This is a genomic window from Nonomuraea aridisoli, assembly GCF_003236395.1.
Classification (GTDB): Bacteria; Actinomycetota; Actinomycetes; order Streptosporangiales; family Streptosporangiaceae; genus Nonomuraea; species Nonomuraea aridisoli.
On record NZ_POUD01000013.1, the window covers coordinates 1 to 22,448 of the forward strand.

Annotated in this window: 20 protein-coding genes and 3 pseudogenes; 9 read left to right on the top strand and 14 right to left on the bottom strand. The window is 71.9% G+C overall.

Annotation, left to right across the window (positions count from 1 at the left end):
• Positions 1-684 precede the first annotated feature (684 nt).
• From C1J01_RS05295 to C1J01_RS05305, 3 genes and pseudogenes are all read left to right on the top strand, one after another.
• A complete protein-coding gene (locus tag C1J01_RS05295) occupies positions 685-1,593 on the top strand; it encodes a DUF6192 family protein (protein ID WP_111176618.1) in 909 nt (302 codons plus the stop codon).
• Between the two features lie 17 nt (positions 1,594-1,610).
• A complete protein-coding gene (locus tag C1J01_RS05300; RefSeq protein ID WP_220039745.1) occupies positions 1,611-2,060 on the top strand; it encodes a hypothetical protein in 450 nt (149 codons plus the stop codon).
• A gap of 109 nt (positions 2,061-2,169) precedes the next feature.
• A pseudogene (locus C1J01_RS05305) lies at positions 2,170-3,006 on the top strand (IS5 family transposase); the annotation flags it as partial.
• A 194-nt stretch (positions 3,007-3,200) separates the two neighbouring features.
• Here the strand turns inward: C1J01_RS05305 and C1J01_RS05310 are convergent.
• The gene (locus C1J01_RS05310; RefSeq protein ID WP_111176718.1) at positions 3,201-3,587 is read right to left on the bottom strand and encodes a RidA family protein; all 387 of its coding nucleotides are present in this window, start codon (positions 3,585-3,587) and stop codon (positions 3,201-3,203) included.
• A gap of 241 nt (positions 3,588-3,828) precedes the next feature.
• The gene (locus C1J01_RS49000) at positions 3,829-4,062 is read right to left on the bottom strand and encodes a hypothetical protein (RefSeq protein WP_146615476.1); all 234 of its coding nucleotides are present in this window, start codon (positions 4,060-4,062) and stop codon (positions 3,829-3,831) included.
• Positions 4,063-4,552: 490 nt separating this feature from the next.
• On the opposite strand from C1J01_RS49000, the pseudogene C1J01_RS51910 reads away from it, so the two are divergent.
• Positions 4,553-4,813, top strand: a pseudogene (locus C1J01_RS51910) (family 43 glycosylhydrolase); the annotation flags it as partial.
• A gap of 187 nt (positions 4,814-5,000) precedes the next feature.
• Here the strand turns inward: C1J01_RS51910 and C1J01_RS52975 are convergent.
• Positions 5,001-5,135, bottom strand: coding sequence for a hypothetical protein (locus C1J01_RS52975; protein WP_268958578.1), 135 nt, complete (start codon positions 5,133-5,135; stop codon positions 5,001-5,003).
• 467 nt (positions 5,136-5,602) lie between these two features.
• Between C1J01_RS52975 and C1J01_RS53655 the strand changes: the two are divergent.
• The 3 genes and pseudogenes from C1J01_RS53655 to C1J01_RS05330 all read left to right on the top strand — a co-directional run.
• Positions 5,603-5,722 (top strand): annotated as a pseudogene (locus C1J01_RS53655) (DUF2510 domain-containing protein); the annotation flags it as partial.
• A gap of 93 nt (positions 5,723-5,815) precedes the next feature.
• A complete protein-coding gene (locus tag C1J01_RS51915; RefSeq protein ID WP_111176624.1) occupies positions 5,816-6,064 on the top strand; it encodes a hypothetical protein in 249 nt (82 codons plus the stop codon).
• Positions 6,065-6,280: 216 nt separating this feature from the next.
• Entirely contained in the window at positions 6,281-7,669 is a 1,389-nt protein-coding gene (locus C1J01_RS05330) for a GH1 family beta-glucosidase (RefSeq protein WP_111176626.1), read from the top strand.
• On the opposite strand, the gene C1J01_RS05335 is transcribed toward C1J01_RS05330, so the two are convergent.
• From C1J01_RS05335 to C1J01_RS05365, 7 genes are read right to left on the bottom strand one after another with little or no spacing between them, the layout of a single operon-like run.
• Entirely contained in the window at positions 7,666-8,697 is a 1,032-nt protein-coding gene (locus tag C1J01_RS05335) for a uroporphyrinogen decarboxylase family protein (RefSeq protein WP_111176628.1), read from the bottom strand. The two genes, C1J01_RS05330 and C1J01_RS05335, sit on opposite strands and share 4 nt — an antisense overlap.
• A 29-nt stretch (positions 8,698-8,726) precedes the next feature.
• Entirely contained in the window at positions 8,727-9,359 is a 633-nt protein-coding gene (locus tag C1J01_RS05340) for a nitroreductase family protein (RefSeq protein ID WP_111176630.1), read from the bottom strand.
• A gap of 12 nt (positions 9,360-9,371) precedes the next feature.
• A complete protein-coding gene (locus tag C1J01_RS05345) occupies positions 9,372-10,547 on the bottom strand; it encodes a globin domain-containing protein (RefSeq protein WP_111176632.1) in 1,176 nt (391 codons plus the stop codon).
• A gap of 43 nt (positions 10,548-10,590) precedes the next feature.
• Entirely contained in the window at positions 10,591-11,052 is a 462-nt protein-coding gene (locus tag C1J01_RS05350) for an RrF2 family transcriptional regulator (protein WP_111176634.1), read from the bottom strand.
• A gap of 5 nt (positions 11,053-11,057) precedes the next feature.
• The gene (locus C1J01_RS05355) at positions 11,058-11,450 is read right to left on the bottom strand and encodes a YchJ family protein (protein ID WP_111176636.1); all 393 of its coding nucleotides are present in this window, start codon (positions 11,448-11,450) and stop codon (positions 11,058-11,060) included.
• A gap of 20 nt (positions 11,451-11,470) precedes the next feature.
• The gene (locus C1J01_RS05360; protein WP_438943091.1) at positions 11,471-12,325 is read right to left on the bottom strand and encodes an NAD-dependent protein deacetylase; all 855 of its coding nucleotides are present in this window, start codon (positions 12,323-12,325) and stop codon (positions 11,471-11,473) included.
• A gap of 31 nt (positions 12,326-12,356) precedes the next feature.
• Positions 12,357-15,113 (bottom strand): lantibiotic dehydratase, encoded by a 2,757-nt coding sequence (locus C1J01_RS05365; protein WP_111176638.1) that lies wholly within the window; start codon positions 15,111-15,113, stop codon positions 12,357-12,359.
• 498 nt (positions 15,114-15,611) lie between these two features.
• Here C1J01_RS05365 and C1J01_RS05370 point away from each other — a divergent pair, with 498 nt between their 5' ends.
• Positions 15,612-16,718: a PP2C family protein-serine/threonine phosphatase gene (locus tag C1J01_RS05370; RefSeq protein WP_235854266.1), complete on the top strand. Its 1,107-nt coding sequence runs from the start codon at positions 15,612-15,614 to the stop codon at positions 16,716-16,718.
• A gap of 6 nt (positions 16,719-16,724) precedes the next feature.
• Here the strand turns inward: C1J01_RS05370 and C1J01_RS05375 are convergent, their stop codons facing one another.
• Positions 16,725-17,372, bottom strand: a complete 648-nt coding sequence (locus C1J01_RS05375; protein ID WP_111176640.1) for a hypothetical protein — start codon at positions 17,370-17,372, stop codon at positions 16,725-16,727.
• Positions 17,373-17,624: 252 nt separating this feature from the next.
• Between C1J01_RS05375 and C1J01_RS05380 the strand changes: the two genes are divergently transcribed.
• The gene (locus tag C1J01_RS05380) at positions 17,625-19,907 is read left to right on the top strand and encodes an ATP-binding cassette domain-containing protein (protein WP_111176642.1); all 2,283 of its coding nucleotides are present in this window, start codon (positions 17,625-17,627) and stop codon (positions 19,905-19,907) included.
• A 7-nt stretch (positions 19,908-19,914) separates the two neighbouring features.
• Here C1J01_RS05380 and C1J01_RS05385 read toward each other — a convergent pair whose 3' ends face one another.
• From C1J01_RS05385 to C1J01_RS05395, 3 genes are read right to left on the bottom strand one after another with little or no spacing between them, the layout of a single operon-like run.
• On the bottom strand, positions 19,915-20,787 hold the full coding sequence (locus C1J01_RS05385) for a hypothetical protein (RefSeq protein WP_111176644.1): 873 nt from the start codon (positions 20,785-20,787) through the stop codon (positions 19,915-19,917).
• A 33-nt stretch (positions 20,788-20,820) separates the two neighbouring features.
• Entirely contained in the window at positions 20,821-21,714 is an 894-nt protein-coding gene (locus C1J01_RS05390) for a S66 peptidase family protein (RefSeq protein ID WP_111176646.1), read from the bottom strand.
• Entirely contained in the window at positions 21,701-22,438 is a 738-nt protein-coding gene (locus tag C1J01_RS05395) for an SIR2 family NAD-dependent protein deacylase (RefSeq protein ID WP_235854268.1), read from the bottom strand. The genes C1J01_RS05390 and C1J01_RS05395 overlap by 14 nt, the downstream gene beginning before the upstream one ends.
• Positions 22,439-22,448 lie beyond the last annotated feature (10 nt).

The window sequence follows — 22,448 nt, forward strand, 5'->3', positions numbered from 1 at the left end:
CCCGGGCCCGGGCGCCCACCTGGCATCCCCAACCGCCGACCCGCCCCCCGCTACGACGTGGGCAAAACCGTCAGACGGGGCCGCACCCTCGCAGTACTACAACAATCCGGAGGATAAAGAACAAGCTGAGTGCCTGTTCCAAAGCCGTTGATCTTGGATAGGCCTGATCAGGAAGCCGTTTGGCGAGCGTCCTGGTGGTCATGATGCGGTGACGTCACAGTGGACTCGTGGGCGAGAAGAGCCAGCGACGGTGCCCGAGCTGCGGGCAGTCGCTGCCAGGCTGGTTACGACAGGACGCGGTGTTCTGCAGCACGGCGTGCAGGTCACGACACTGGCGCTGGGTACGGCGCAGCCGGGTCCGGGTGGCGACAATCCTGGACGGCTCGCCGGCCGCGCGGGCGCAGTGCGCGGAGTGTGGGACCGCGTGGGTGATGGGCGCCGAGCGTCAGGCCGGGGCGATCTACTGCAGTCCGCGATGCCGGACGCGGGCGTGGCGGCGGCGTAAAGCCGTTCGCGAGGGCGTCACCGTGACGGCGTTGCGAACGGCTGAATGATCCCGTATTGACCCGATCTGACCTGGGGGAAAGGGCTCCCTGTCCTCCTATTGTGACTTATTGCGATCACGAGCACACTCGCGGTCAGCGGTTTCCCGGATAGACGGGAACCCCGCGAAGGGAGCGCGTGATGGACACGTCCGTGACGCAGCAAGACAAGATCGGCCAGGTGAGCAGCGAGCGCTACCACCAGCTCGTGGCGCGCATCCTGCAGATCGACGAGCAGCAGACCCGCGGCCGCTTCGAGATCGGCGACGCTGGATTGGAGATCGAGCCGATTCAGCCGGTCGGCGGGTCCCGCCCGGGCAGCGACCTGTTCGGGGTGGAGGCGTCGCTGCAGCGGCTGTCCGACGACACCCGGATCCCGGTCAACACCCTCAAGACGCTGCGCTGGGTGGCCTCGCGCTGGCCTGTCGAGCACCGCCAGGCGGGCGTGTCGTTCGGGGTGCACAAGATCCTGGCCGACATCCCCGAGGACGCCGAGCGGTGGGCGCGCATCACCAAACCGCCGCTGAACGAGCGCACCGGCCGGCACGAGTGGACCGAGGACGCCGCCAGGCGGGAGGTCGGGCAGAAGGTCAGCAACCCGGTCTCGGTCACCGAGAAGGTCACCGCGATCCACGACCTGGCCCGCGATGAGCAGGTCGCCGCCTCGGCGGTCACCGATCTGCTGCGCCGGCCGAACGTGGCCTTCAAGGCCATGAGCGACCAGGTGGCACGGCACATGGTCAACCGCGCCCAGGTCGACCGCTCGGTGCAGGCGGCCGAACGCCACCAGGCACCGGCCCGCCCGGCGATCGAGCGCACCCGCCAGGCCGCGCAGTTCCTCGACCTGATCGCGGCCTGCTCGGCGTTCGTCGCCGCTGTCGGCCGCACCATGCCCACCCTGCACGGCCACACCTTCACCGAGCAGGAGCGCGAGGTCATCCTGGCCCAGATCGCCAAGGTCCGGGCGACCACCGACTGGATCGAGACCGCCGTCGAGACCGGCAACCTGAGCCTGGATGAGGCTCTGGCCAACCTGTTGCGCGGCGAGTAACGAAACGAGGCGCGACCATGCCAGCACGCAGGTCGCAGCCAGGGCAGCAGGGCGGGCGGCGCGGTGGGCTGCACGCCAGCGTCTGCGGCGAGCAGGTACGCATCACCCTGATGGAGGCCCGCCCGGCCGGGCTGACGCTCAAGCAGCTCACGGTGGCCACCGGGTTGTCGGCCCACCACGTCCGCAAGGGCCTGAACTACATCAAGGACACCGCCGCCCTGGAGCATCTGACCCCGCTGACCTACACCAGGAAAGACGGCTACCGCTTTCCTCCCGATCCAGCCGACTGGATCGCCTACGAGCTCGCGCAGCTTTCGGTCGAGTTCAACCGGATCAACCGGCTGATCACCGCGGTGATCGCCCCGCATGCCGCCGCCCACCCCGACAAGTTCGCCCAGCTCGCCCTGGAGCAAATCTCCGGCATCAAGGCGGGCCTGGCGATGGTGGTCATGGCCGGCGGCCGCTGAAACCCAGCACCTCCCCCTCCTGCTTTCGTGACCTTGGTCCGGGCGCGTTTCTGGCGCGCCCGGACCAAGCTCACCCCATCTCCCCTGTCTTGAGGATCGAGGCCCGCCCATGCGCCGACGCCGCTATCCCTCCGACACCACCACCGCCGAATGGGCGCTGATCGAACCGCTGCTCCCGCCCCCGGCCTGCCAGAGCCCCTATGGCGGGCGCCCCGAGGTGCACCCGCGCCGCGAGATCGTGGACGCCATTCGCTACGTCTGCGACAACGGGATCAAGTGGAGGGCCCTGCCCTCGGACTTTCCGCCCTGGTCCACCTGCTACAAGTGGTTCGCCAAGTGGGCCCGGACCGGGCTGCTGGCCAGGGTGCGTGACGCGTTGGTCGAACAGATCCGCCAGCGCGCCGGGCGCTGCGCCCGGCCGGTGACCATCATCGTCGACAGCCAATCGGTCAAGGCCGCCGAGACGGTCGCCAAAGCTGATCGCGGCTATGATCCCGCCAAGAAGATCAACGGGACGAAGAGGCACATCGCGGTCGATACGCGCGGGCTACTGCTGAACGCGATCGTCACCGCGGCCGACCTGCCCGACCGCGCTGTCGCCCGGGACATGCTCACCCGGCTGCGCCTGCTCCATCCTCAGATCACCCTGGTCTGGGCCGACTCCGCCTACGGTGGCGAGCTGGTCGAATGGGCCCGCACCCGCCTTTGTCTGACCCTGAAGATCGTGTCCCAGCCGCGCGACCAGCCCGGGTTCGTCGTCCTGCCGCGCCGTTGGATCGTGGAGCGCACGTTGTCGTGGATCATGAGAGCCCGCCGCAACTGCCGCGACTACGAGCGGCTCGCTTCGCACAGCGAGGCGTTCTTGAATTGGACGGCGATCACCTTGATGACCCGGCGGCTGACCCGCAAGCGACCCTCTCGCACCCAGTCCCCGGCCGCGCTGGCCGCCTAGTTAGCGTTACGTTCAAGCGTCACACCGTGACGCTTCCTGAACGCGTGACGGATAACGAACGCTACCGGCTTGTTGCGTCTCGTCGCATCTGAGGCAGTCTCATTGATCTGAGCTCTGGCGGTGAGCATTGTCATCGGACGGCGATTCACACGACGTAGATCGTCTTAGCGATTGGTGGTTACAGCCGCTCAGCCCGCCGCCACCACCTCGATCTCCACCAACCAGCCACTCGCGAGGGTCTGTGCCACGATCGCCGTCGTGGGCACCCGCCGTCCGCCCAAGGCAGCCACCCTGGCCTTCGCATTCGCCTCAGCGTAGGAGGGATCACGCAGGTAACTCGTGAGCCTCACGATGTTGTCCACACTCATCCCTGCCTCGGCGAGAATCACCCGAAGATTCGCCCAGATGAGCTCGAGCTGTTCTTCGAGCGTCGTGCCGGGGACGCCATCGGAATCCAGCCCCATCGTTCCCGCGATGAACAGAAACCGAGACGGACTCCGCACCTCAATCGCGTGCACGAAGTCATCGGTGGCGGCGTAGATACCCTCAGTCGGGTTGTGAACGATCATTTCCATGACCGCCATTCTGTCCCCCCGCAGAGTTCGCCCCAAGAGCCAATCTGACGCGATTGGTCCTCATCGCAAGACGAGATCTCGCCCGACCACCAAGATCAAGCGCGCTACTCCCAATGGGTGAGCATGCCTGCGATCAGTTTGTTCATGGGCACTGAGGCATTGATCGTTCCGTCTCACCTGTCTGAGGCAACCATCTCGGAGCAATCATGCCGCAGGTTCGGTGAGACGCGCACCACGAACGCTACTGGCTCGCCTGCGCTCGAAGATCGGCCAGCCATTTCGGCACCACGCCCTGCCGCTCGCGCCAGGCCGCGGTGCGGCAGCGGCGACTGCAGTACTTGGCGCCGGCGCGCTTTTGCAGGCCCGCCCACCATGTCCGACCGCACACCGGACAGCGCGATCGCGGCCGCCGCTGCTGAATCTCGCGGGTGGTCGGACCCTGGCCAACAAGGCCCTGGGCCACGAGCTCGTCCACTGCGGCGGCGTACTCGGCGCTCGATCGCCGCAGTTCACGCCACTGCTGCGCCCGGCACGCGGGCGAGCAATAGCGTCGCGACGACCGCGATTCCTCCGGCAGCAGGAGCCCGCAGTTCGCGCACGTCCGACCCACCGCACGCTGACCCACGCCACCGATTGTCGCAAGCCGAAGAGCTGATCGCCCTTACCCATCATTTCTGAATATCAGTAGCAAAGCGATCACGCTCCGTGAATCACAAACGGGATGTCCCATCCCTCAACCTGATCTTGATAGAAGATCGCCGGTTCAGGAACAGGCACTGACCGAGGAAATCCTGCGCCACTGATCGCTCACTTCGGCGCCCTACCGACGAAAGCATCCTCAACTACGGTGAGCTACTGACAGAACTTGTCGCCGACCGCTGTCAACTTCTCGCCGCTCAACACAGGGCATCGTCTACGCCACCACCACCGGTGCCGATCACAACGCCATCGACCCGAACCTCCTGGTGGACGCCTCGGGGCGGTGGTGGCTGAGCTTCGGCTCGCACTGGACCGGCATCCGCATGATCCGGCTCGACCCCGGGACCGGCAAACGCCTGGCCGCCGACCGGACCCTCTGCCACCTCGCCACCCGCCCGGACGCCCCGTACGCCGTCGAGGCTCCGTACGTCGTGCGGCGCGGCGGCTTCTCCTGCCTGTTCGCCTCCTACGACCGCTGCTGCGCGGGCGTCGACAGCACGTACAAGACCAAGGTGGGCCGCTCCACCAGCCCCACCGGCCCGTACACCGACCGCTCGGGCCACCCCATGCTGGTCGACGGTGGGCCTCCCCGACCGTTAGGGAGATTTTTTAATGATAGTCGCGCCCCGGCGACCGGGACAATAAGCGTTCATATCGCAAGGGAACGGCAATTCGGCTGCTTTTCGTCGCGCTCGGTGGTGCGGAAAAACCGGCCTACGGCTCCGCGGCCATGGACCTGCTCATGGCTCCCCCGACCGCGATTTCGCGGTCGACGACGAGCGGCAGCGGGATCTGCTCCATCAGGTCGGCGTGCTCAGCCCCGGCGCGTGCAACGCCCTCAGCAGGCACCCATCGAGCGCAGCAGCCGCCCCGGGATCGCGCCGAAGAGGCCCTCGTAGGCCACTCCCACGCCGGTGCCGAAGGCGAGCTTCGCAGGTGCCGTGATCGGGATCTCGGGGGTGGGCCTTGGTCCCGCCGGAATCGACGCCCGCGAACGCCTCCCCGGCCGGCCGGGGAAGGAGCTGGTCTGTCGGCAGGCTTCCGTCTCCGTTCAGTAGGCGATTTCCGTGGAACGGTCCCGCCGGGAACCGGCATGCCAATCACCAAAGATGGTGAATGAGGAATCCATATCCACCACGGCTATATCCCTGACATTTCTCCAGCACGGCCCGGAGCTATATCTCGGATATGTCCAGCGATTACGCTCGCCGGGCGATACCGGACGCCACGCCTGAAGGCGGCGCATTCCCCCGCACGGGACGCTCTGCTAACTTCGCCTTCACCCCCGGTACTCACCACGACGAAGGCGGACGAAGCTGACCACGCCGCAACCCCCCGTCCAGCCTCCGCCCGGCTACTACCGCGACCCTGGCGGGCAGCCCTGCCTGCGCTGGTGGGACGGGATCCGCTGGACCCCGAAGACGGCCCCGCTCCCGCCCGCGCCGAAGAAGGGCCCGGCCGGCAAGTGGCTCGTCGGCATCGGGATCGCCGCCGTCCTCGCGGCACTCGGGTGGCTGGTCCCGACGGCGGTGGCGATCCTCGGGGACGCCGACCCGGTGGTCCTCGTCATGAACGGCCAGGAGGTCCGGCGCGACGACCTGGCCCCGATCCTGGGGACCCTGTCGACGTACACCGGCATGAAGCCCGGAGAACCGGACGGCTCCGCGCGCCGCGCCTTCTGCGACGCCCTGCCGCGGGCTTTCGCGGCGAAGGGGGTGGAGGTGGGTTACCCGAGCGGCGAGGGGTCGTTCGTGGGGTCGTGCGTCCGAGCGCGCTGACCGGCCGCCACGCACTTCCGGCCCGTCCGAATGTGGCGTTGACAGCCGCACAAACCCGACTTTAGGTTGTGCGAAGCGTTTCGACCGCCCCGTTCCGCCCCCCACACGGCACTCCGCCAACGAGGGCCGTCCCATGACGAAGCCGCCCTGGAGGCATAGGCTCTCGAAGCGTGTTGGGAGCGCTCCCGCACCACCGACATCCGCCCAAGGAGTGACATGCCTGCCTTCCCCGACAACTTCCTGTGGGGCACCGCCACCGCCGCCTACCAGGTCGAAGGGGCCTGGAACGAGGACGGCCGCACCCCGTCCATCTGGGACACCTTCTCCCACACCCCCGGCCTGGTCGCGAACGGCGACACCGGCGACGTCGCCTGTGACCACTACCACCGCCTCGAGGAGGACCTCGACCTCCTGGCCGCGCTGGGCGTCGGGGCGTACCGCTTCTCCATCTCGTGGCCGCGTGTGCAGCCGGGCGGGCGCGGCCCGGCCAACGGGCCGGGGCTGGCGTTCTACTCCCGGCTCGTGGACGGCCTGCTCACCCGGGACATCGCCCCGGTGGCCACCCTCTACCACTGGGACCTGCCGCAGGAGCTGGAGGACGCCGGCGGCTGGCCGCAGCGCGACACCGCGCTCCGCTTCGCCGACTACGCCCGCCTCATGGGCGACGCGCTCGGCGACCGCGTGCACACCTGGATCACCCTGAACGAGCCGTGGTGCTCGGCCTACCTGGGCTACGCCTCCGGCGTGCACGCCCCGGCCCGCACCGAGCCCGCCGCCGCGCTGGCCGCCGTGCACCACCTGAACCTCGGCCACGGCCTGGCCGTCCAGGCGCTGCGCTCGACCGCCGCCAAGGACGCGCGGATGTCGGTCACGCTCAACCTGCACCACGTGCGCGGCGTGTCCGAGGCCGACGCCGACGCCGTGCGGCGCGCGGACGCGGTGGCCAACCGGGCCTTCCTCGGCCCGATGCTGGAGGGCGCCTACCCGCGCGACCTCATCGAGGACACCGCGGCGGTGACGGACTGGTCGTTCGTCCGCGACGGCGACGAGGCCACCGCCTGCCAGCCACTCGACGTGCTCGGGGTCAACTACTACAACCCCACCCTGGTACGCCAGTGGGACGGCGCCGGCCCCCGCGAGACCGCCGACGGCCACCAGGACGGCGCCGCCTCGCCGTGGATCGCCTGCGAGGACGTCGAGTTCGTCAAGCAGCCGGGGCCGTACACGGAGATGGGGTGGAACATCGACGAGACGGGCCTGACCGAGCTGCTGCTGCGCCTGCACCGCGACTACCCCTCGATGCCCACGATGATCACGGAGAACGGCGCCGCCTTCCCCGACCCGGTGGGCGAGGACGGCCGCGTCCACGACGAGGACCGGGTCGACTACCTGCGCCGCCACCTGACCGCCGTGGCCGAGGCGATGGAGGCCGGCGCGGACGTGCGGGGCTACTTCGTCTGGTCGCTGATGGACAACTTCGAGTGGGCGCACGGGTACGCCAAGCGCTTCGGCATCGTCCGCGTCGACCGCGACACGATGGAGCGCACCTGGAAGGACAGCGCGTACTGGTACCGGGACGTGGTGGCCACGGGCAAGCTCGGCTAGGGCTCTCCCAGCTCCGCGCGCAACAGGCGTGCGGCGCCCGTCATGGCCCGCATCTTGCCCTCGGCCGACGCCCTGGGCAGGTACTTCATGCCGCAGTCGGTGGAGATGACCAGGCGGTCGGGCGGCACCCGGTCGAAGGCCCGGCGCACCCGGCCCGCCACCACCTCCACCGGCTCGACCTCGGGCGTGGACAGGTCGATCACGCCGAGGATGATCGTCTTGTCCTTGAGGTCGGTCAGCACGCCGAGGTCGAGCCCGGACTGCGCGGTCTCGATCGACACCTGCCGGACGGGGCAGGCGGCCAGCTCCGGCAGGAACGAGTACGCCTCCGGCCGCTCGTGGATGATCGCGGCGTACCCGAAGCAGATGTGCACCGCGGTCGTGCCGGTGACGCCGTCGAGCGCGGCGTTCAGCGCGGCCAGCCCGTACGCGCGCGCCGCGTCCGGCCGGGCCTGCATGTACGGCTCGTCGATCTGCACGATGTCGGCCCCGGCGGCGAACAGGTCGCGGATCTCGGCGTTGACCGCCGCCGCGTAGTCCATCGCGGCGGCCTCGGCGTCGGGATAGTGGTCGTTCTGCGCCTGCTGGCTCATCGTGAACGGCCCCGGCACCGTCATCTTGACCACCCGGTCGGTGTGCGCGCGCAGGAACCGCAGGTCCTCCACCTGGACCTGGCGGGCACGGCGGATGGGGCCGACGATGCGCGGCACCGGGTTCGGGTGCCCGCTGCGGTCGAGCGCCGTGCCCGGGTCGTCGAGGTCGATGCCGTCGAGGGCGGTGGCGAAGTGGTTGGAGTAGCTCTCGCGGCGCATCTCGCCGTCGGTGACGATGTCCAGCCCGGCCCGCTCCTGGGCCCGGATGGCCAGCTCGGTGGCGTCGTCCTGGGCCTGGGAGAGGTGCTCGGGCGGGACCCGCCACAGCTCCCGGGCGCGGACGCGCGGCGGGAACCGTCCGGCCAGCCGGGCGCGGTCGATGAGCCAGTCGGGCTGGGGATAGCTGCCTACCAGGGACACCGGAAGCGATCTCATGACTCCACTGTGCGCTCCCGGCGCGGCCGCTACCAGCGGTCGAGGTGGAGAACCTCGTCCAGCGGCTGCCTGGGGGCGGGCCGGAAGGTGTCGCCGGTGTAGTAGGCGGTGGGCAGCAGCACGCCCTGCCGGACGTTTCCGGGGATGCCGAGCAGCTCGGAGATCTCGCTCTCGTACGCGAGGTGGAGGGTCGTCCAGGCGGTGCCCAGGCCGCGGGCGCGGGCGGCGAGCATGTAGCTCCACGCGGCGGGCAGCAGCGAGCCCCACAGCCCCGCCTGGTTGCCCTCGGGCAGGCCGCCGGGCGTGGAGATGCACCCGATCACCAGCACCGGCACGTCGCCCATGTGCTCACCCAGGTACGCGGCGCTGGACGACACCCGCTCCTGGATCTTCACCCGCTCCGGGTCGGCGGCGTACAGCGACGCCGCCGAGGAGCCGGAGCCGTAGTAGGTGTTCCAGGACCGCGCGTAGTAGTCGCCGATGGCCTTGCGCAGGTCGGGGTCGGTCACCACGATCCAGTGCCAGCCCTGCCTGTTGCCGCCGGTGGGCGCCTGCAGGGAGATCTCCAGGCACTCGCGGACCAGCTCCAGGGGGACGGGGCGGGTGAGGTCGAGGCGCTTGCGCACGCTGCGGGTGGTGGTGAGCAGTTCGTCGATCGTCATGCGCCCATCATGTCAATCGGCGGCGGGCAACCAGAGGTCCGAGCCGAACACCTCGTAGTGGACGTCCTTCGGGGCGACGCCGGCCTTCAGCAGGGCGCCGCGGACCTCCCGCATGAACGGCACCGGGCCGCACATGTAGACGACCGCGCCCTGCGGGATCTCGACGCCGTCCAGGTCCATCAGGCCGGCGTCGTCCTCGTACCAGAAGATCCGCTCGGCGGCGGGCAGGGCGTCGGTGAGGCGCTCCATGTCGGCGCGCAGGGCGTGGTCGGCGGGTGAGCGGTCGGCGTGCAGCAGCAGCACCCGCCGGGGGTCGCCGGTGCGGTCCAGGTGCTCCAGCATCGCGGTGATCGGGGTGCAGCCGATGCCCGCCGAGACCAGCACGAGCGGCGCGTCGCCGTCCTCCAGCGCGACGTCCCCGAACGGCGCCGACAGGGTCAGCTCGTCGCCCTCCCGCACGGTCGCGTGCAGCAGCGTGGACACCTCGCCCTCCGGCGCGTCGCCGCCGCGCACCCGCTTGACGGTGATGCGGCGCAGCCCGTCGGGTCCGTGGCCGGACAGGGAGTACTGGCGGAGCTGGTGGACGCCGTCGGGCATGCGGACGCGGACGCTGACGTACTGGCCGGGCCGGGCGGGCGGCACCGGCTCGTCGCCGACCGGCCGCAGCAGCAGCGACATGGCATCGGCGGTCTCCTCGCGCCGTTCGGCCACCGTCCAGGTGCGCCAGGTCCGCCCGCCGCAGGCGCCGGCCTCGGCGTAGACGCGGGCCTCCATGGCGATCAGCGCGCCCGCCATCAGCCAGTAGACCTCGTCCCAGGCCGCCGCGACCTGCGGGGTGACCGCGTCGCCGAGCACCTCGGCGATCGCGCCGAACAGGTACTTGTGCACGATGACGTACTGGTCGTCGGTCACGCCCACGGCGGCGTGCTTGTGCGCGATGCGCGTCAGCAGCGCGTCGGGCCGCTCGTCCGGGTGGGCGAGCAGCGCGCCGGCGAACCCCGCGATGGCGCCCGCCAGGGCCCGGCGCTGCTCCCCGCTGCGCTGGTTGCCCCGGTTGAACAGCCCGTCGAGCAGCTCGGGGCGCTCGGCGAACATGGTGTCGTAGAACCTGGCCGTGATCTCGTCGAGTCGGGCTCCCACCAGCGGCAGCGTGGCGCGGACGACGGCCGCGCTCTCCCCGGACAACATGCTTGACCTCCCGATGGACCAAAATTGGTATCTGGGATTCAGATTAAAGTGCCGGGGCGCCGGTCCTCTCTCCGGGGTCCGTGAGCGACAGCAGCAGGGGGCCGGTGGGGGCGTCCACCAGGGAGCCGACGGTCACCGTGTCGAGCGAGGCGTAGAAGGCCTCCTGGGCCCGGCGCAGCGCGGTGCGCAGCCGGCAGGCGGCCCGCAGCGGGCACGGCGGGTCGTCCTCGCAGCCCACGACGTCGCCGGCGGACTCTAGGGAGCGCACCAGGGCGCCGACCGTCGTGCCGCGCCCGGCCTCGGTGAGCTGCAGCCCGCCTCCCCTGCCGCGCCGGGCCTCGACCACGCCCAGCTCGCCGAGCCTGGCGACGGCCTTGGCGGCGTGGGTGTACGGGACGGCGAGCACGTCGGCCACGGCGCGGGTGGTGAGCAGGTCGTGCGGGCGCGCCACGGCCAGGCGCATGACGATGCGCAGGGAGATGTCGGTGAAGGCGGTCAGGCGCATGCCATCTACGGTAGGCGCTGCCGCGGACTGGCGCCCGCGTAGACCCAGCGGCCCTCGTGGCGCACGAACCTGCTGTTCTCCTCCAGCTCGCCCGGCCGGCCGCGGTCGAGGTAGTGGGCGCGGAAGCGGACGGTGCCCTCGGTGTGGACGACGCTGCCGCCGGTGGTCTCCAGGATCTCCAGCCGCACCCACCGCACCCGCCGGTCGAGCCCCGCCCTGGGCGGACGGGCCGAGGGATGCCAGGTGTGCAGCAGGTAGGTCTCGTCGCCGACGGCGAACGCGCTGAAGCGGGAGCGCATGAGCTGCTCGGCGGTCGCCGCGGCGGCCTCACCCCGGTGGAACCGGCCGCAGCAGTCACGGTAGGGAACGCTCGATCCACACGGGCACGTCGCAGGCATGCCCCCATTCTCCCCCCGTGCTACGTGCCGACCGTCTCCCCGTCGGCGGCGAGCCGGGCGGCGAGGTGGGTCAGGGTCGGGCCGAGCGGCGCGTCGAGGGTGAGCTCGGCCTCGGTGTCGCCGCCGGTGGGCCCCTGGTTGACGATCGCGATGGGGATGCCCAGCTCGGCGGCCCTGGTGACGAACCGCCGCCCGGACCTGACGGTCAGCGACGACCCCAGCACGAGCAGCGCCCGCGCGCCGCAGACGAGCGCGTAGCACTCGTCCACCCGGGGCCGGGGCACGTTCTCGCCGAAGAACACCACGTCGGGCTTGAGCATCCCCCCGCACGAGGCGCAGTCGACCACCTGGAACCCGGCGACCTGCTCGTCGGTGAGCGTGGCGTCGCCGTCGGGGTTGATCTCGTCGCTGGTGATCTGCCGGCCGGGGTTGGCCGCGCGCAGGCGGCGCTCGAGCTCGGCGCGGGACGTGCGCTCCCGGCAGGCCAGGCACACCACGCGGTCGAGCCCGCCGTGCAGCTCGATCACGCGGCGGGCGCCGGCCGCCTGGTGGAGGCCGTCGACGTTCTGGGTGACGATGCCGCTCAGCAGGCCGCGCCGCTCCAGCTCGGCCACGGCCCGGTGACCGGCGTTGGGGCGGACGCCCTCCATCTGCCGCCAGCCCACGTGGCTGCGCGCCCAGTATCGGCGGCGCGCCTCCGCGCTGCCGACGAACATCTGGTACGTCATCGGCTCGGCCCGCCTGGCCAGGCCGGTCGGCCCGCGGTAGTCGGGGATGCCCGACTCGGTCGACAGGCCGGCCCCGCTGAGCACGGCCACCCCTCCCCGGCCGACCAACTCCATCAGCTCGGCCACGTTCCCGGTGCTCGATCTCACGTTCCCATGGTGCCTCACCCGCGCCCCAGCCTCAGCCACGCTCCCCAGGCCGCGGATACGGGTACGGATGCGGCGCCCCGCCCTCCGTCCTCCTGGGCACCCCTCCAGGTCTCGCGCCGCCGCGCGGGAGAGCCGGAACCGGACGGGTGCCGACCTGCCCGGAGGCGGCCGGGCGGAGGTAGGCGCAGCGGAGTTCGGCCGCGAACCGCCGCTCGCCGTCCCGCAGCCAGCACTCCTCCGGCCCCGGCAGCACCTCCGTCAGCGTGAGCCGCTCGGCCGTGGCCGCCAGGCGTCCGAGCGCCTCGACGAGCGCCGGCGAGCGGGTGTCCACGTAGAACGGCCTGCGCCTGCGCGCCGACGCGGCGAAGAACGTGACCGGCAGGCCATGGGACTCGCGCAGCCGCGCCATCGCCAGCAGCAGCTCGCCGTCACCCGCCGCCTGCCCGAGCCCCTCGAACGACGTCCGGCCCACGCTCCAGCGCCGCCGCGAGATGACGATGTTCCCCAAGGTCAGCCGGGGCACGTGCGGAACGGCGGGAAGGCGCGGCAGCCGGATCATGGGCAGGGCCAGCGCCGTGTGCAGGGCGGTGACGTGCTCGCCGTGGTGGAACAGCAGCGGCTCCTCGACCCCCTTGGCGTGCAGGATGGCCCGCCGGCCGTCGCTGTGCACGTACAGCTCGTCGAGGCCGATCCTGCGGCGCGGGTCGGCCGCCACGCCGCCGAGCTCCAGCACGGGGCCGGGGAGCTCCGGCGGCGGCGTGCTCTCCGAGCGGCGCGGGACGACGTTCAGCACGGTGAACCCGGACAGCGCCCGCCTGACCGCCGCGTCGCGCTCCGCGAGGCACTCGGCGGCGTCCTCGTGGAACTGCAGCGACCACGGCGTGAGCAGCACCGTGTCGTGCAGCCCGCCGAGGACGAGCGGGGTCACCCCCGGTTCGTACGCCTCCAGTGAGGACGCGGCCACCAGCAGGTCGGCCGTGCAGAGCACGGGCGCGGCCGGCGGATCGGGGTCGTCCAGCAGCCCGGCGAGGTCGAGCACGTCCGCGCTCTCGGGCGTCTCCCGGATGAGGGAGGCGAGGCGGCCGGTCAGGCAGTCGCCGTGCTCGACGCCGAGTTCGGCGGTCGTCCGCAGCGCGTCCGCCAGCGCGAACGTGCCGGGGCCGAGCCGTCCGGCGACCAGCCGGTTGGTCAGCCTCCTGGTCAGATCGGCCTCGTCGGCGAGCAGGTCGAGCACCCGCGGCACCCGGTCGCGCAGGTCCGCCGCCAGCGCGCCGCCGAGCGTGACCCGCAGGGTGCCGGCGGCGGCCTCGTGCACGACGACGCGGCCGTCGCCCGGCCCGCCGCCCGCCAGCGCCTCGATCCGCCGCTGCACGGCCGCCTTCACGTCGGGCGAGGCGCCCGGGTACTGCTCCAGCAACGCGGAGATCTCACCGACCCGCCGCCCGACCGACGGCTCGGAGGCGGTACGCGCCCCGGCCGCGGGCCGACGCTGCGCCGGCACCTCGGCCGCCCCTCCCCCGACGACCCCCGGCGGTAGCGACCGAAGGCCGGGCTCGGGGACGTCCGTGATGCCCTGATCGGCGCCCGCCGCCGAGGAACCGCACGGCGCGTCATCGTCGTCCGGACCGCCGGGCGGACCGGTCGGTCCGCCCGCGCAGACCCGCACGCCGCCGGGCACACCGTCGGGCGCACCGTCGGGCGCACCGTCGGGCGCACCGTCGGGCGCACCGTCGGGCGCACTGGCGAGGGGCGGCACGGCACGGGCGGCCAGGCGGTCGCGCAGCCAGCCGAGGGGGTCGCAGACGGTGTCCGGCGGGCACAGGTCGTGGACGAGCAGCCCCCGGCGCACGGCCACGGCCAGCGCCGCGGCGGCCCGCTCCATGCCGATCCCCGTCTCGGCGGCGATCTCGGCCACCGTGCGGCGCCCGTCGCACCAGGCCACGAACGCGGCCCCGTCGGGCACCGGCCCCGCCCACGTCCTGCGCCGCGGCACGAGCCCGGCCACCAGCACCGGATCGGTCAGGATGCGCTGCTGGACGGCCTCGGCCACGCGCGCCGCCGGGAACGCCACCCGGCGGGGGCTCACCTCCGGCCCGTCCCAGACGTAGCCGGGGACCACGCCGGGGACCGCGCCGGGGGCCACGGCCGCGTAACCGACCGGCCCGAAGCAGCCCGCCGTCTCGGTCGCCGCCGCCAGTCGTTGCACGTGCGAGGCGAGCTGCCGGCGTATCTTGCCGCCCTTGGCCCCGTGACGCAGCTCGCGGTAGAGGCCGGGCGAGGAGCACACGAGCGCGTCGAGGAACCGCTCGTCGGCCACCATCGCCGCCACCGCCGCCCGTACGGCCGCCGCGTCCTCGCCGACCGCGCCGGCCAGGGTGGCGCGCGCCTCCTCCAGCAGGTGCGTCAGCTTGTTCCAATCGGCCAGCCAGTCGCCGGATCCGGGCGTGTCAGGGGGCAGCGGGCGCAGGTCACGCAGCCGGCTGCGCACGGCACGCAACAACCGCCCGCCTCCCGGTCCCACGGAGGTCGCGGCGGCGTCCCACCCGCTCTCGCAAGGCCCACCCGGAGGCGCCGGGGAGTCCCGGAGCGGCGGGGTGGCGAGGAGGCGGAGGGCCTGGCGTTCCAGGTGGACGACCGACTCGGCGGCCTGCGCGGCCCGGATGCAGGCGAGGGACAGGACCGACTCCCAGGGGAATCCGGCGCTGCGCACGACCACGGCCGGCAGCAGGGTCCAGGAGCCCTCCCCCACGCGCTCGCCCGCTCCGGATCCCGCGCGTTCGATGTCCATGTGGGCCGCTCCCTTTCCTGACAGGAATTTTGCGCAGCGCTTCTGAACTCCGATATTTACAAGATCATTTTTTTCTGTCAACGCATTCACCGATAGCAAGAAAAGAAGCTTCGATAATGCGCCCCAGGCCGGTCCGAACATTCTCCGTCAATCCCATAAAAACCCCGTCATAAGGGACGCGACTGTTTACTTTCCGTATCCGCCGTGCCTAAGATTCCATTACGTACAGTCATCACCGCTGGCCCACGGCCACCCCGACACGCCGGCGAGCACCACAGTCGAACCGCGCTTTCACACGTCGTCGAACGGTCCCGAAAAAGCGCGCCGGCACCAGGCCGCCGCCCATTCTCCGGCGCTCTCACAAACCGCGCCCGATAATCAATCGGCCCGTGTTCTTTATCGCGCCAGCCCCCGGAGAAGGGGGTCAAGGGCGCGCGCCGCACCCCTGGGAAGGACAATGGGCCTGGTACTCAGGCGAAACGGGGGTGACGGGGACCGGTGACCGAAGACGGCACGCGCGCGGGGCCGCGCCTGTCGGCGCTCGCGTTCGTGGTGGGGATGGTCCTCATCACGGCGGCGGTGATCGCGCTCGACCTCACCACGGGCCCGGTCGTACGGCTGTTCCCGCTGCTGATCTTCCTGCCCGCCATCGTCTCCGGCCTCGGCACGGTACGCCAGACGATCATCGCCTCGGCATGGGTGGTGGTGGCGGAGAGCGGGATCATCGGATTCACCGGCGCCGCGCTCGACGACAACCTGCTGGCGACGGCGTGCACGGCGGTGTTCGGGGCGCTGAGCGTCGCCGGCTGCCGTTATCGCGTGCGCCGCGAGGAGGAGGTCCACCGGCTGCGCTCGGCGGCGGCCGCCCTGCAGCGGCTCATCGTCCGCCCGCTGCCGCTGCGCACGGCCGACATCGTGGTGAACGGCGTCTACCAGCCGGTCGAGGAGGACGCGATGGTCGGCGGCGACATGTACGAGGTCGCCGTCTCCCGGCTCGGCACCCGCGTGCTCATCGCCGACGTCCAGGGCAAGGGCATCCCCGCGATCGGCACCGCGCTCGCCGTTCTCGGATCGTTCCGGGAGGCCGCCTACCGGGAGGACACCCTCACGGGTCTCGTGTCGTCCCTGGAGAACACCGTGGTCCGGCAGAACACCTTCGCCGCGCAGACCGGCGAGCCCGAGCGCCTGGTCACCGCGCTCGTGCTCGACTTCGGCACCGGCACCCTGGTCGAGGCGGTCAACTGCGGGCACATCGCCCCGTACGTCATCGCCGACGGCCACGCCCTGCAGGTGAACCTGGGCGAGCCGGCCCTGCCGCTCGGCCTGGCCTCGCTCACCGACACACCGCGGGGCGGGGTGCGGTTCGCGTTCCCGCCGGGCGCGACGCTGGTCCTGTGCACCGACGGCGTGACCGAGGCCCGCGACCCCGACGGCGCGTTCTACCCGCTGGAGGAACGGCTGCGCGACTGGGCCGCCGCCCCGCCCCCGGGCCCCCTGGCGCAGACGCTCGCCGAAGACCTGCGCGCCTTCACCGGCAGCGTCCCCCGCGACGACATCGCCATCCTCACCCTCACCAGGACGGCCCCCGGCCTGTGGGAGGCGTGAACGCCCTCAGGTCCGGATGCCGGCCATCAGGCCCGCCATGCCCCGCACGTACGCCCGCATCCGGGCCATCCCCAGCTCGCGCAGCTCCTCCACCCGGGCCGTGATGCGCTCCGGCCCCGCGCCGGCCTCCTCGCGGCGCCGCCGCAGCCCCGCCTCCAGATCCGCCAGGGCGGCGTTCACGGCGCTCACCACGCGCGCTTCCACCTGCCCTACCCCGCCGTGCAGGACGCGCGCCGGCACGCTCAGCGACACCAGCCGCGGCCCCGGCGCGCACACGGCGCCCACCGGGCCGCCGGACATGCCCCGCACGTCGTCGTCCGGCACACGGCCGATGGTCTCCAGCACGTCGATGAGCGGCCCGAACAGCTCGCCGAAGTCGAGCGCCGGCACCCCGCCGCCGGTGCGCACGCTGGCCTCGATCGTGGCCGTCACCCGCGCCATCCGCGCGTCGAGCCCGGCCTGGACGGCGCGCAGCTCCCGGGCCAGCGCCAGCGGCTCCACCAGCCCCGCGTCGCCGCCGTCGGCCCTGGCCTGGCGGAAGGCGGCGTCGACGGCCTCGGCGACGCCGGCCGCGACCCTGCCGGGCGGCTCGCGCAGCAGCCCGGGGCCGATCTCCAGCGAGACGAGCCTCCCCTTGGCGTAGACGGCGCGCACGCGCGTCCCCCGATCATTTCCACGCACTCGAACGAACTCCGACGACCGACCGGCACAACCAGTGCTGACACGGTATCCGCCGCGAAGAGCCGCGGGCGGCGGGGTCGCCGGGCGTTCGTCGTGATTTCACGGGGCGTTGGCGGGCCCGCACGTATTGTCGGTCCACCGGGGTACGCTGTCGCGTCCATTCCCCCTTGGCCAGGAAACCCTTCGCCCAGGAAACCTCTTTGCCAGGAAACCGCCGCCCCGACGATGGAAGGTCCCGTGCGATCCCACGACCACACCGCAGCTGACAGCCATGACCACATCCAGGTCCGCGGCGCCAGGGAGAACAACCTCAAGGGCGTCTCCCTCGACATCCCCAAGCGCCGCCTCACGGTCTTCACCGGGGTCTCCGGCTCCGGCAAGTCCTCGCTCGTCTTCGACACGATCGCCGCCGAGTCGCGCCGGCTGATCGACGAGACCTACACCGCGTTCATCCAGTCGTTCATGCCGAGCCTGGGCCGCCCCGACGTCGACGCGCTGCACAACCTGAGCGCGGCCATCATCGTCGACCAGGAGCGCATGGGCGCCAACCCGCGCTCCACGGTCGGCACCGCGACCGACGCCCACACCATGCTGCGCATCGTCTTCAGCCGCATCGGCGTCCCCTACGTCGGCCCGGCGTACGCGTTCAGCTTCAACCGCGCCGAGGGCATGTGCCCGGAGTGCGAGGGCCTCGGCAAGGCGTCCGAGATCGACGTCGACGAGCTGGTCGACCGGGAGCTGTCGCTCGACGAGGGGGCCATCAAGGTCCCCGGTTACGCGGTCGACAGCTGGCCGTGGCAGGTCGTGGCCGGCTCGGGCCTGTTCGACCCCGCGGTCAAGCTGAAGGAGTTCACCCCCCAGCAGTGGGACGACCTGCTCCACAAGCCCGCCACGAAGCTGAAGTACGGCAGCAACAACTTCACCTACGAGGGCCTGATCCTCAAGGTGAAGAAGTCCTACCTCGGCAAGGACCGCGACTCGATGCAGCCGTCGGCGCGCGCGTTCGCCGAGCGGGCCATCAAGCTGGCGGTCTGCCCGTCGTGCGGCGGCTCACGGCTCAACGAGGCCGCCCGTTCGGCCCGGATCAACGGGCTCGACATCGCCGAGTGCTCGGCGATGCAGATCAACGACCTGGCCGAGTTCGTCCGCGGCATCGGCGAGGCGGCGGTCGGCCCGGTGCTCGACGGGCTGCTGTCGACGCTCGACTCGCTGGTGGGCATCGGCCTGGGCTACCTCAGCCTCGACCGCGAGTCGTCCACGCTGTCGGGCGGCGAGGCGCAGCGGGTGAAGATGGTGCGCCACCTCAACTCCAGCCTCACCGACGTCACGTACGTCTTCGACGAGCCCACCGCGGGGCTGCACCCGCACGACATCCAGCGGATGAACACCCTGCTGCTGCAGCTGCGCGACAAGGGCAACACGGTGCTCGTGGTCGAGCACAAGCCGGAGCTGATCGCCATCGCCGACCACGTCGCCGACCTCGGCCCGGGCGCGGGCACGGCCGGCGGCCAGGTCTGCTACGAGGGCGACCTGGCGGGCCTGCGCGCGTCCGGCACCCTCACCGGCCGCTACCTCGACCACCGGGTGAGCCTGCGCGAGAGCGTCCGGCAGCCCTCCGGATGGTTGCCGATCAGGAACGCCACCCTGCACAACCTGCGCGACGTGAGCGTCGACCTGCCGCTCGGCGTGCTCACCGTGGTGACCGGCGTCGCCGGGTCGGGCAAGAGCTCACTGATCCACGGCCACGTCGCGGGCCGCGAGGGCGTGGTGGTGGCCGACCAGTCGCCGATCCGGGGCTCGCGCCGGAGCAACCCCGCCACCTACACCGGGGTGCTCGACCCGATCCGCACGGCCTTCGCCAAGGCCAACGGCGTCAAGCCGGGCCTGTTCAGCGCCAACTCCGAGGGCGCCTGCCCGGCGTGCAAGGGCATCGGCCTGATCTACACCGACCTGGCGATGATGGCCGGGGTCGCCTCGGTGTGCGAGGACTGCGAGGGCAAGCGGTTCACACCGCAGGTCCTGACGTACCGGCTGCGCGGCAAGAACATCAGCGAGGTGCTGGAGATGCCGGTGGCCGAGGCGCGCGACTTCTTCCCCACCGGCCAGGCGGGCGTGATCCTCGACCGCCTCGTCGGCGTCGGCCTCGGCTACATCGGCCTCGGCCAGCCGCTGACCACGCTGTCCGGCGGCGAGCGGCAGCGGCTCAAGCTCGCCATCAACATGGCGAAGAACGGCACCACGTACGTGCTGGACGAGCCCACGACGGGCCTGCACCTGGCCGACGTCGACCAGCTCCTCGGCCTGCTCGACCGGCTGGTCGACGCCGGCAACACGGTGATCGTGATCGAGCACCACCAGGCCGTCATGGCCCACGCCGACTGGATCGTCGACCTCGGCCCAGGGGCCGGTCACGACGGCGGCCGGGTGGTGTTCTCCGGGCCCCCGGCGCGGCTGGTGGCGGAGTCCGACTCGCTGACGGCCGTCCACCTGCGCGAATACGTGAGCTAGCCGGGAGCTACACGGCCAGGCGGGCCAGCACCCTGGCGAACTCGGGGGGCGGCGCCACCACGAGCCGGGTCTGGCCCTCGCGGGTGACGATCTCGGCCTTGATGAGGGTCAGCCGCCCCCCGTGCCACCAGTAGACCTGCGGGCTGAGCCCGTCGGTCCGGGCGGCGTGCACCCGCAGCCGCTCGATGGCCCGCACGACGCCGATGCCGTCGACGGGGTGCAGCAGCAGCGTGTACGGGTCGGGCAGCACGACGAGGGCGCCGTCGTCCGGCACGGCCAGGTAGTCGGCCAGCCAGCGCAGGTGCGTGGCGGCCGACGGCCGCTCGGCGGTGAGCCGCGTGACCGGGGTGCCCGACAACACGATCGACTCCGTGCGCAGCCGTTCGGCGCGGACGTTGGCGACGGCCAGGTCGAGCGCCTGCGCGGTCGCGAGCGGCCAGCAGCCGGCCTCCTCGGGGCGCACGACGCGCCCGCCGACGGTGAGCAGCTCCACCAGGTCGGCATTGAGGTGGCGGCCGACGACACGGGTCAGGTCGGCCACCTCGTCCACGGCCTCGACGCGGGTGCGCATCAGCGGCCGGGCCTGCTCCAGGTCGCACACGTCGACGCGGTCGGCCGCGGTGGCCAGGGCGTGCGACAGGTGCTCGGAGACCAGCATGGGCCAGTCTTCCCTGGCCCTGCGCCCGGCCTCGCGCCGCAACCCGGTCAGCTTGACGACCAGATCGCCGTCCGGCCTCCCCCGCAGCGTCAGCGAGGCGCCGTCGCGGGCGAACTCGAAGGTGTACCCGAGGGACTCCGCGACGAGCGCCAGCAGCGAGTCGAGGTCGACGTCCTCGACCGGCCGGCGGGAGGGCTCGCGGTCACGTCGAAACCAACTCACGCGCCGTGTCCCTTTCTGTCGGATTCGTCCCTCTTACCTTGCCTGCTCCCCATCGCGGTTCGAACCGGTCAGCGAGCACGATTCGGTATCGATAACACCAAGCGTCCCCAGCCACACGCTCATCTGGGGTGACTCGTGCCCCACCGGCAACCCGGCCAGGATCGGCACCCCGAGCGGCCCCAGCCGCTCGACCAGCACCGCGTACGGGTCCCCGCACTGCACCCACGACCCGAGCGCGATCCCCCGCACCCCGTCGAACGCGCCCGCGTGCAGCAGCTGGGTCAGCATCCGGTCGATCCGGTACGGCTCCTCCCCGATGTCCTCCAGGAAGGCGATCCGGCCCGCGAACGAGGGCTGCCAGCGCGTGCCGCACATCGAGGCCAGCAGCGACAGGTTACCGCCGCTCAGCACGCCTTCGGCGCGGCCGCGGGCGAGCACCCGGTCGCCGGCCACCCGGACGGGCTCGCCGGACAGCGCCGCGCGCAGGCTCTGCCACGTGCGCGGCTCGGGCCCGTCCTCGGCGGCGATGGCGTCGCAGGCGACCATCGGCCCGTGCAGCGTCGGCACGCCCAGCTCGACGGCGAACGCGTTGTGCAGCGCCGTGATGTCGCTCGAGCCGAGCAGCACCTTGGGGCCGGCCGCCCGCAGGGCGTCCCAGTCGAGCAGGCCGAGCAGCCGGCCCGCGCCGTAGCCGCCGCGGGCGCAGAACACCGCGGAGACGGACGGGTCGCACCAGGCGGCCTGCAGGTCGGCGGCGCGGGCGGCGTCGTCGCCCGCGAGGTAGGCGAACTCCTGCCGGTCGAGCGCGTGCGCGCCCACGACGACCTTGTAGCCGAGGCCCTCCAGGCGTTCGACGCCGCGCTCCAGCATGGCGGCGTCGGCGGGTCCCGACGGTGAGACGACGGCGACGGTGTCACCTTGCTGCATCGATCAGCTCCTTGACGAGCGCGGGCAGGGCCTGGCCGATCGGCTCGCGGACGACCCGGCCGGCGAAGGGATCGTAGGGCGTGGGCTCGGCGTTCACGATCACCAGGGTGGCGCCCGCGTCGAGCGCCACGCCGCAGAGCCCCGCGGCGGGGTGGACGGTCAGCGAGGTGCCGACCGCGACGAACAGCTCGCACGAGCGGGCGGCCTCGACCGCCGCGTCGATCACCTCGGGCCTGAGCTCCTGGCCGAAGGAGATCGTGTTGGACTTCTGGATGCCGCCGCAGCGCGGGCAGGGCGGGTCGTCCTCGCCGGCGGCCACCCGGGCCAGCACCTCGCTCATGGGCGTGATGAGGTCGCACGACAGGCACTCGGCGCGGTGCATCGTGCCGTGCAGCTCGATGACCTTCTCCGGCGCCGACCCGGCGCGCTGGTGCAGCTCGTCGATGTTCTGGGTGATGAGGGCGCGCAGCAGGCCCGCGCGCTCCAGGTCGACCAGGGCGCGGTGGGCGGCGTTCGGACGGGCCTCCCAGGCGGGGTGGCCGAGCCGGGTCCGCCACGCGGCGCGCCGGACCTCGGGGTCGGCCAGGTAGCGGTCGATGGTCGCGTTCACCGCCGCCTGCGGGTTCTTCGTCCACACGCCCTGCGGCCCCCGGTAGTCGGGGATGCCGGAATCGGTGGAGATGCCCGCTCCCGTGAGCACCGACACTGGCGTTGGCTCGTTCACCTGGCAAACG

Bases quoted from the DNA above. Each gene is read 5' to 3' on its own strand.
- C1J01_RS05295 (WP_111176618.1), top strand. From the start codon at position 685: ATGGACACGTCCGTGACGCAGCAAGACAAGATCGGCCAGGTGAGCAGC.
- C1J01_RS05300 (WP_220039745.1), top strand. From the start codon at position 1,611: ATGCCAGCACGCAGGTCGCAGCCAGGGCAGCAGGGCGGGCGGCGCGGT.
- C1J01_RS05310 (WP_111176718.1), bottom strand. From the start codon at position 3,587: ATGGAAATGATCGTTCACAACCCGACTGAGGGTATCTACGCCGCCACC.
- C1J01_RS05330 (WP_111176626.1), top strand. From the start codon at position 6,281: ATGCCTGCCTTCCCCGACAACTTCCTGTGGGGCACCGCCACCGCCGCC.
- C1J01_RS05335 (WP_111176628.1), bottom strand. From the start codon at position 8,697: ATGAGATCGCTTCCGGTGTCCCTGGTAGGCAGCTATCCCCAGCCCGAC.
- C1J01_RS05340 (WP_111176630.1), bottom strand. From the start codon at position 9,359: ATGACGATCGACGAACTGCTCACCACCACCCGCAGCGTGCGCAAGCGC.
- C1J01_RS05345 (WP_111176632.1), bottom strand. From the start codon at position 10,547: ATGTTGTCCGGGGAGAGCGCGGCCGTCGTCCGCGCCACGCTGCCGCTG.
- C1J01_RS05350 (WP_111176634.1), bottom strand. From the start codon at position 11,052: ATGCGCCTGACCGCCTTCACCGACATCTCCCTGCGCATCGTCATGCGC.
- C1J01_RS05355 (WP_111176636.1), bottom strand. From the start codon at position 11,450: ATGCCTGCGACGTGCCCGTGTGGATCGAGCGTTCCCTACCGTGACTGC.
- C1J01_RS05365 (WP_111176638.1), bottom strand. From the start codon at position 15,113: ATGGACATCGAACGCGCGGGATCCGGAGCGGGCGAGCGCGTGGGGGAG.
- C1J01_RS05380 (WP_111176642.1), top strand. From the start codon at position 17,625: ATGGAAGGTCCCGTGCGATCCCACGACCACACCGCAGCTGACAGCCAT.
- C1J01_RS05390 (WP_111176646.1), bottom strand. From the start codon at position 21,714: ATGCAGCAAGGTGACACCGTCGCCGTCGTCTCACCGTCGGGACCCGCC.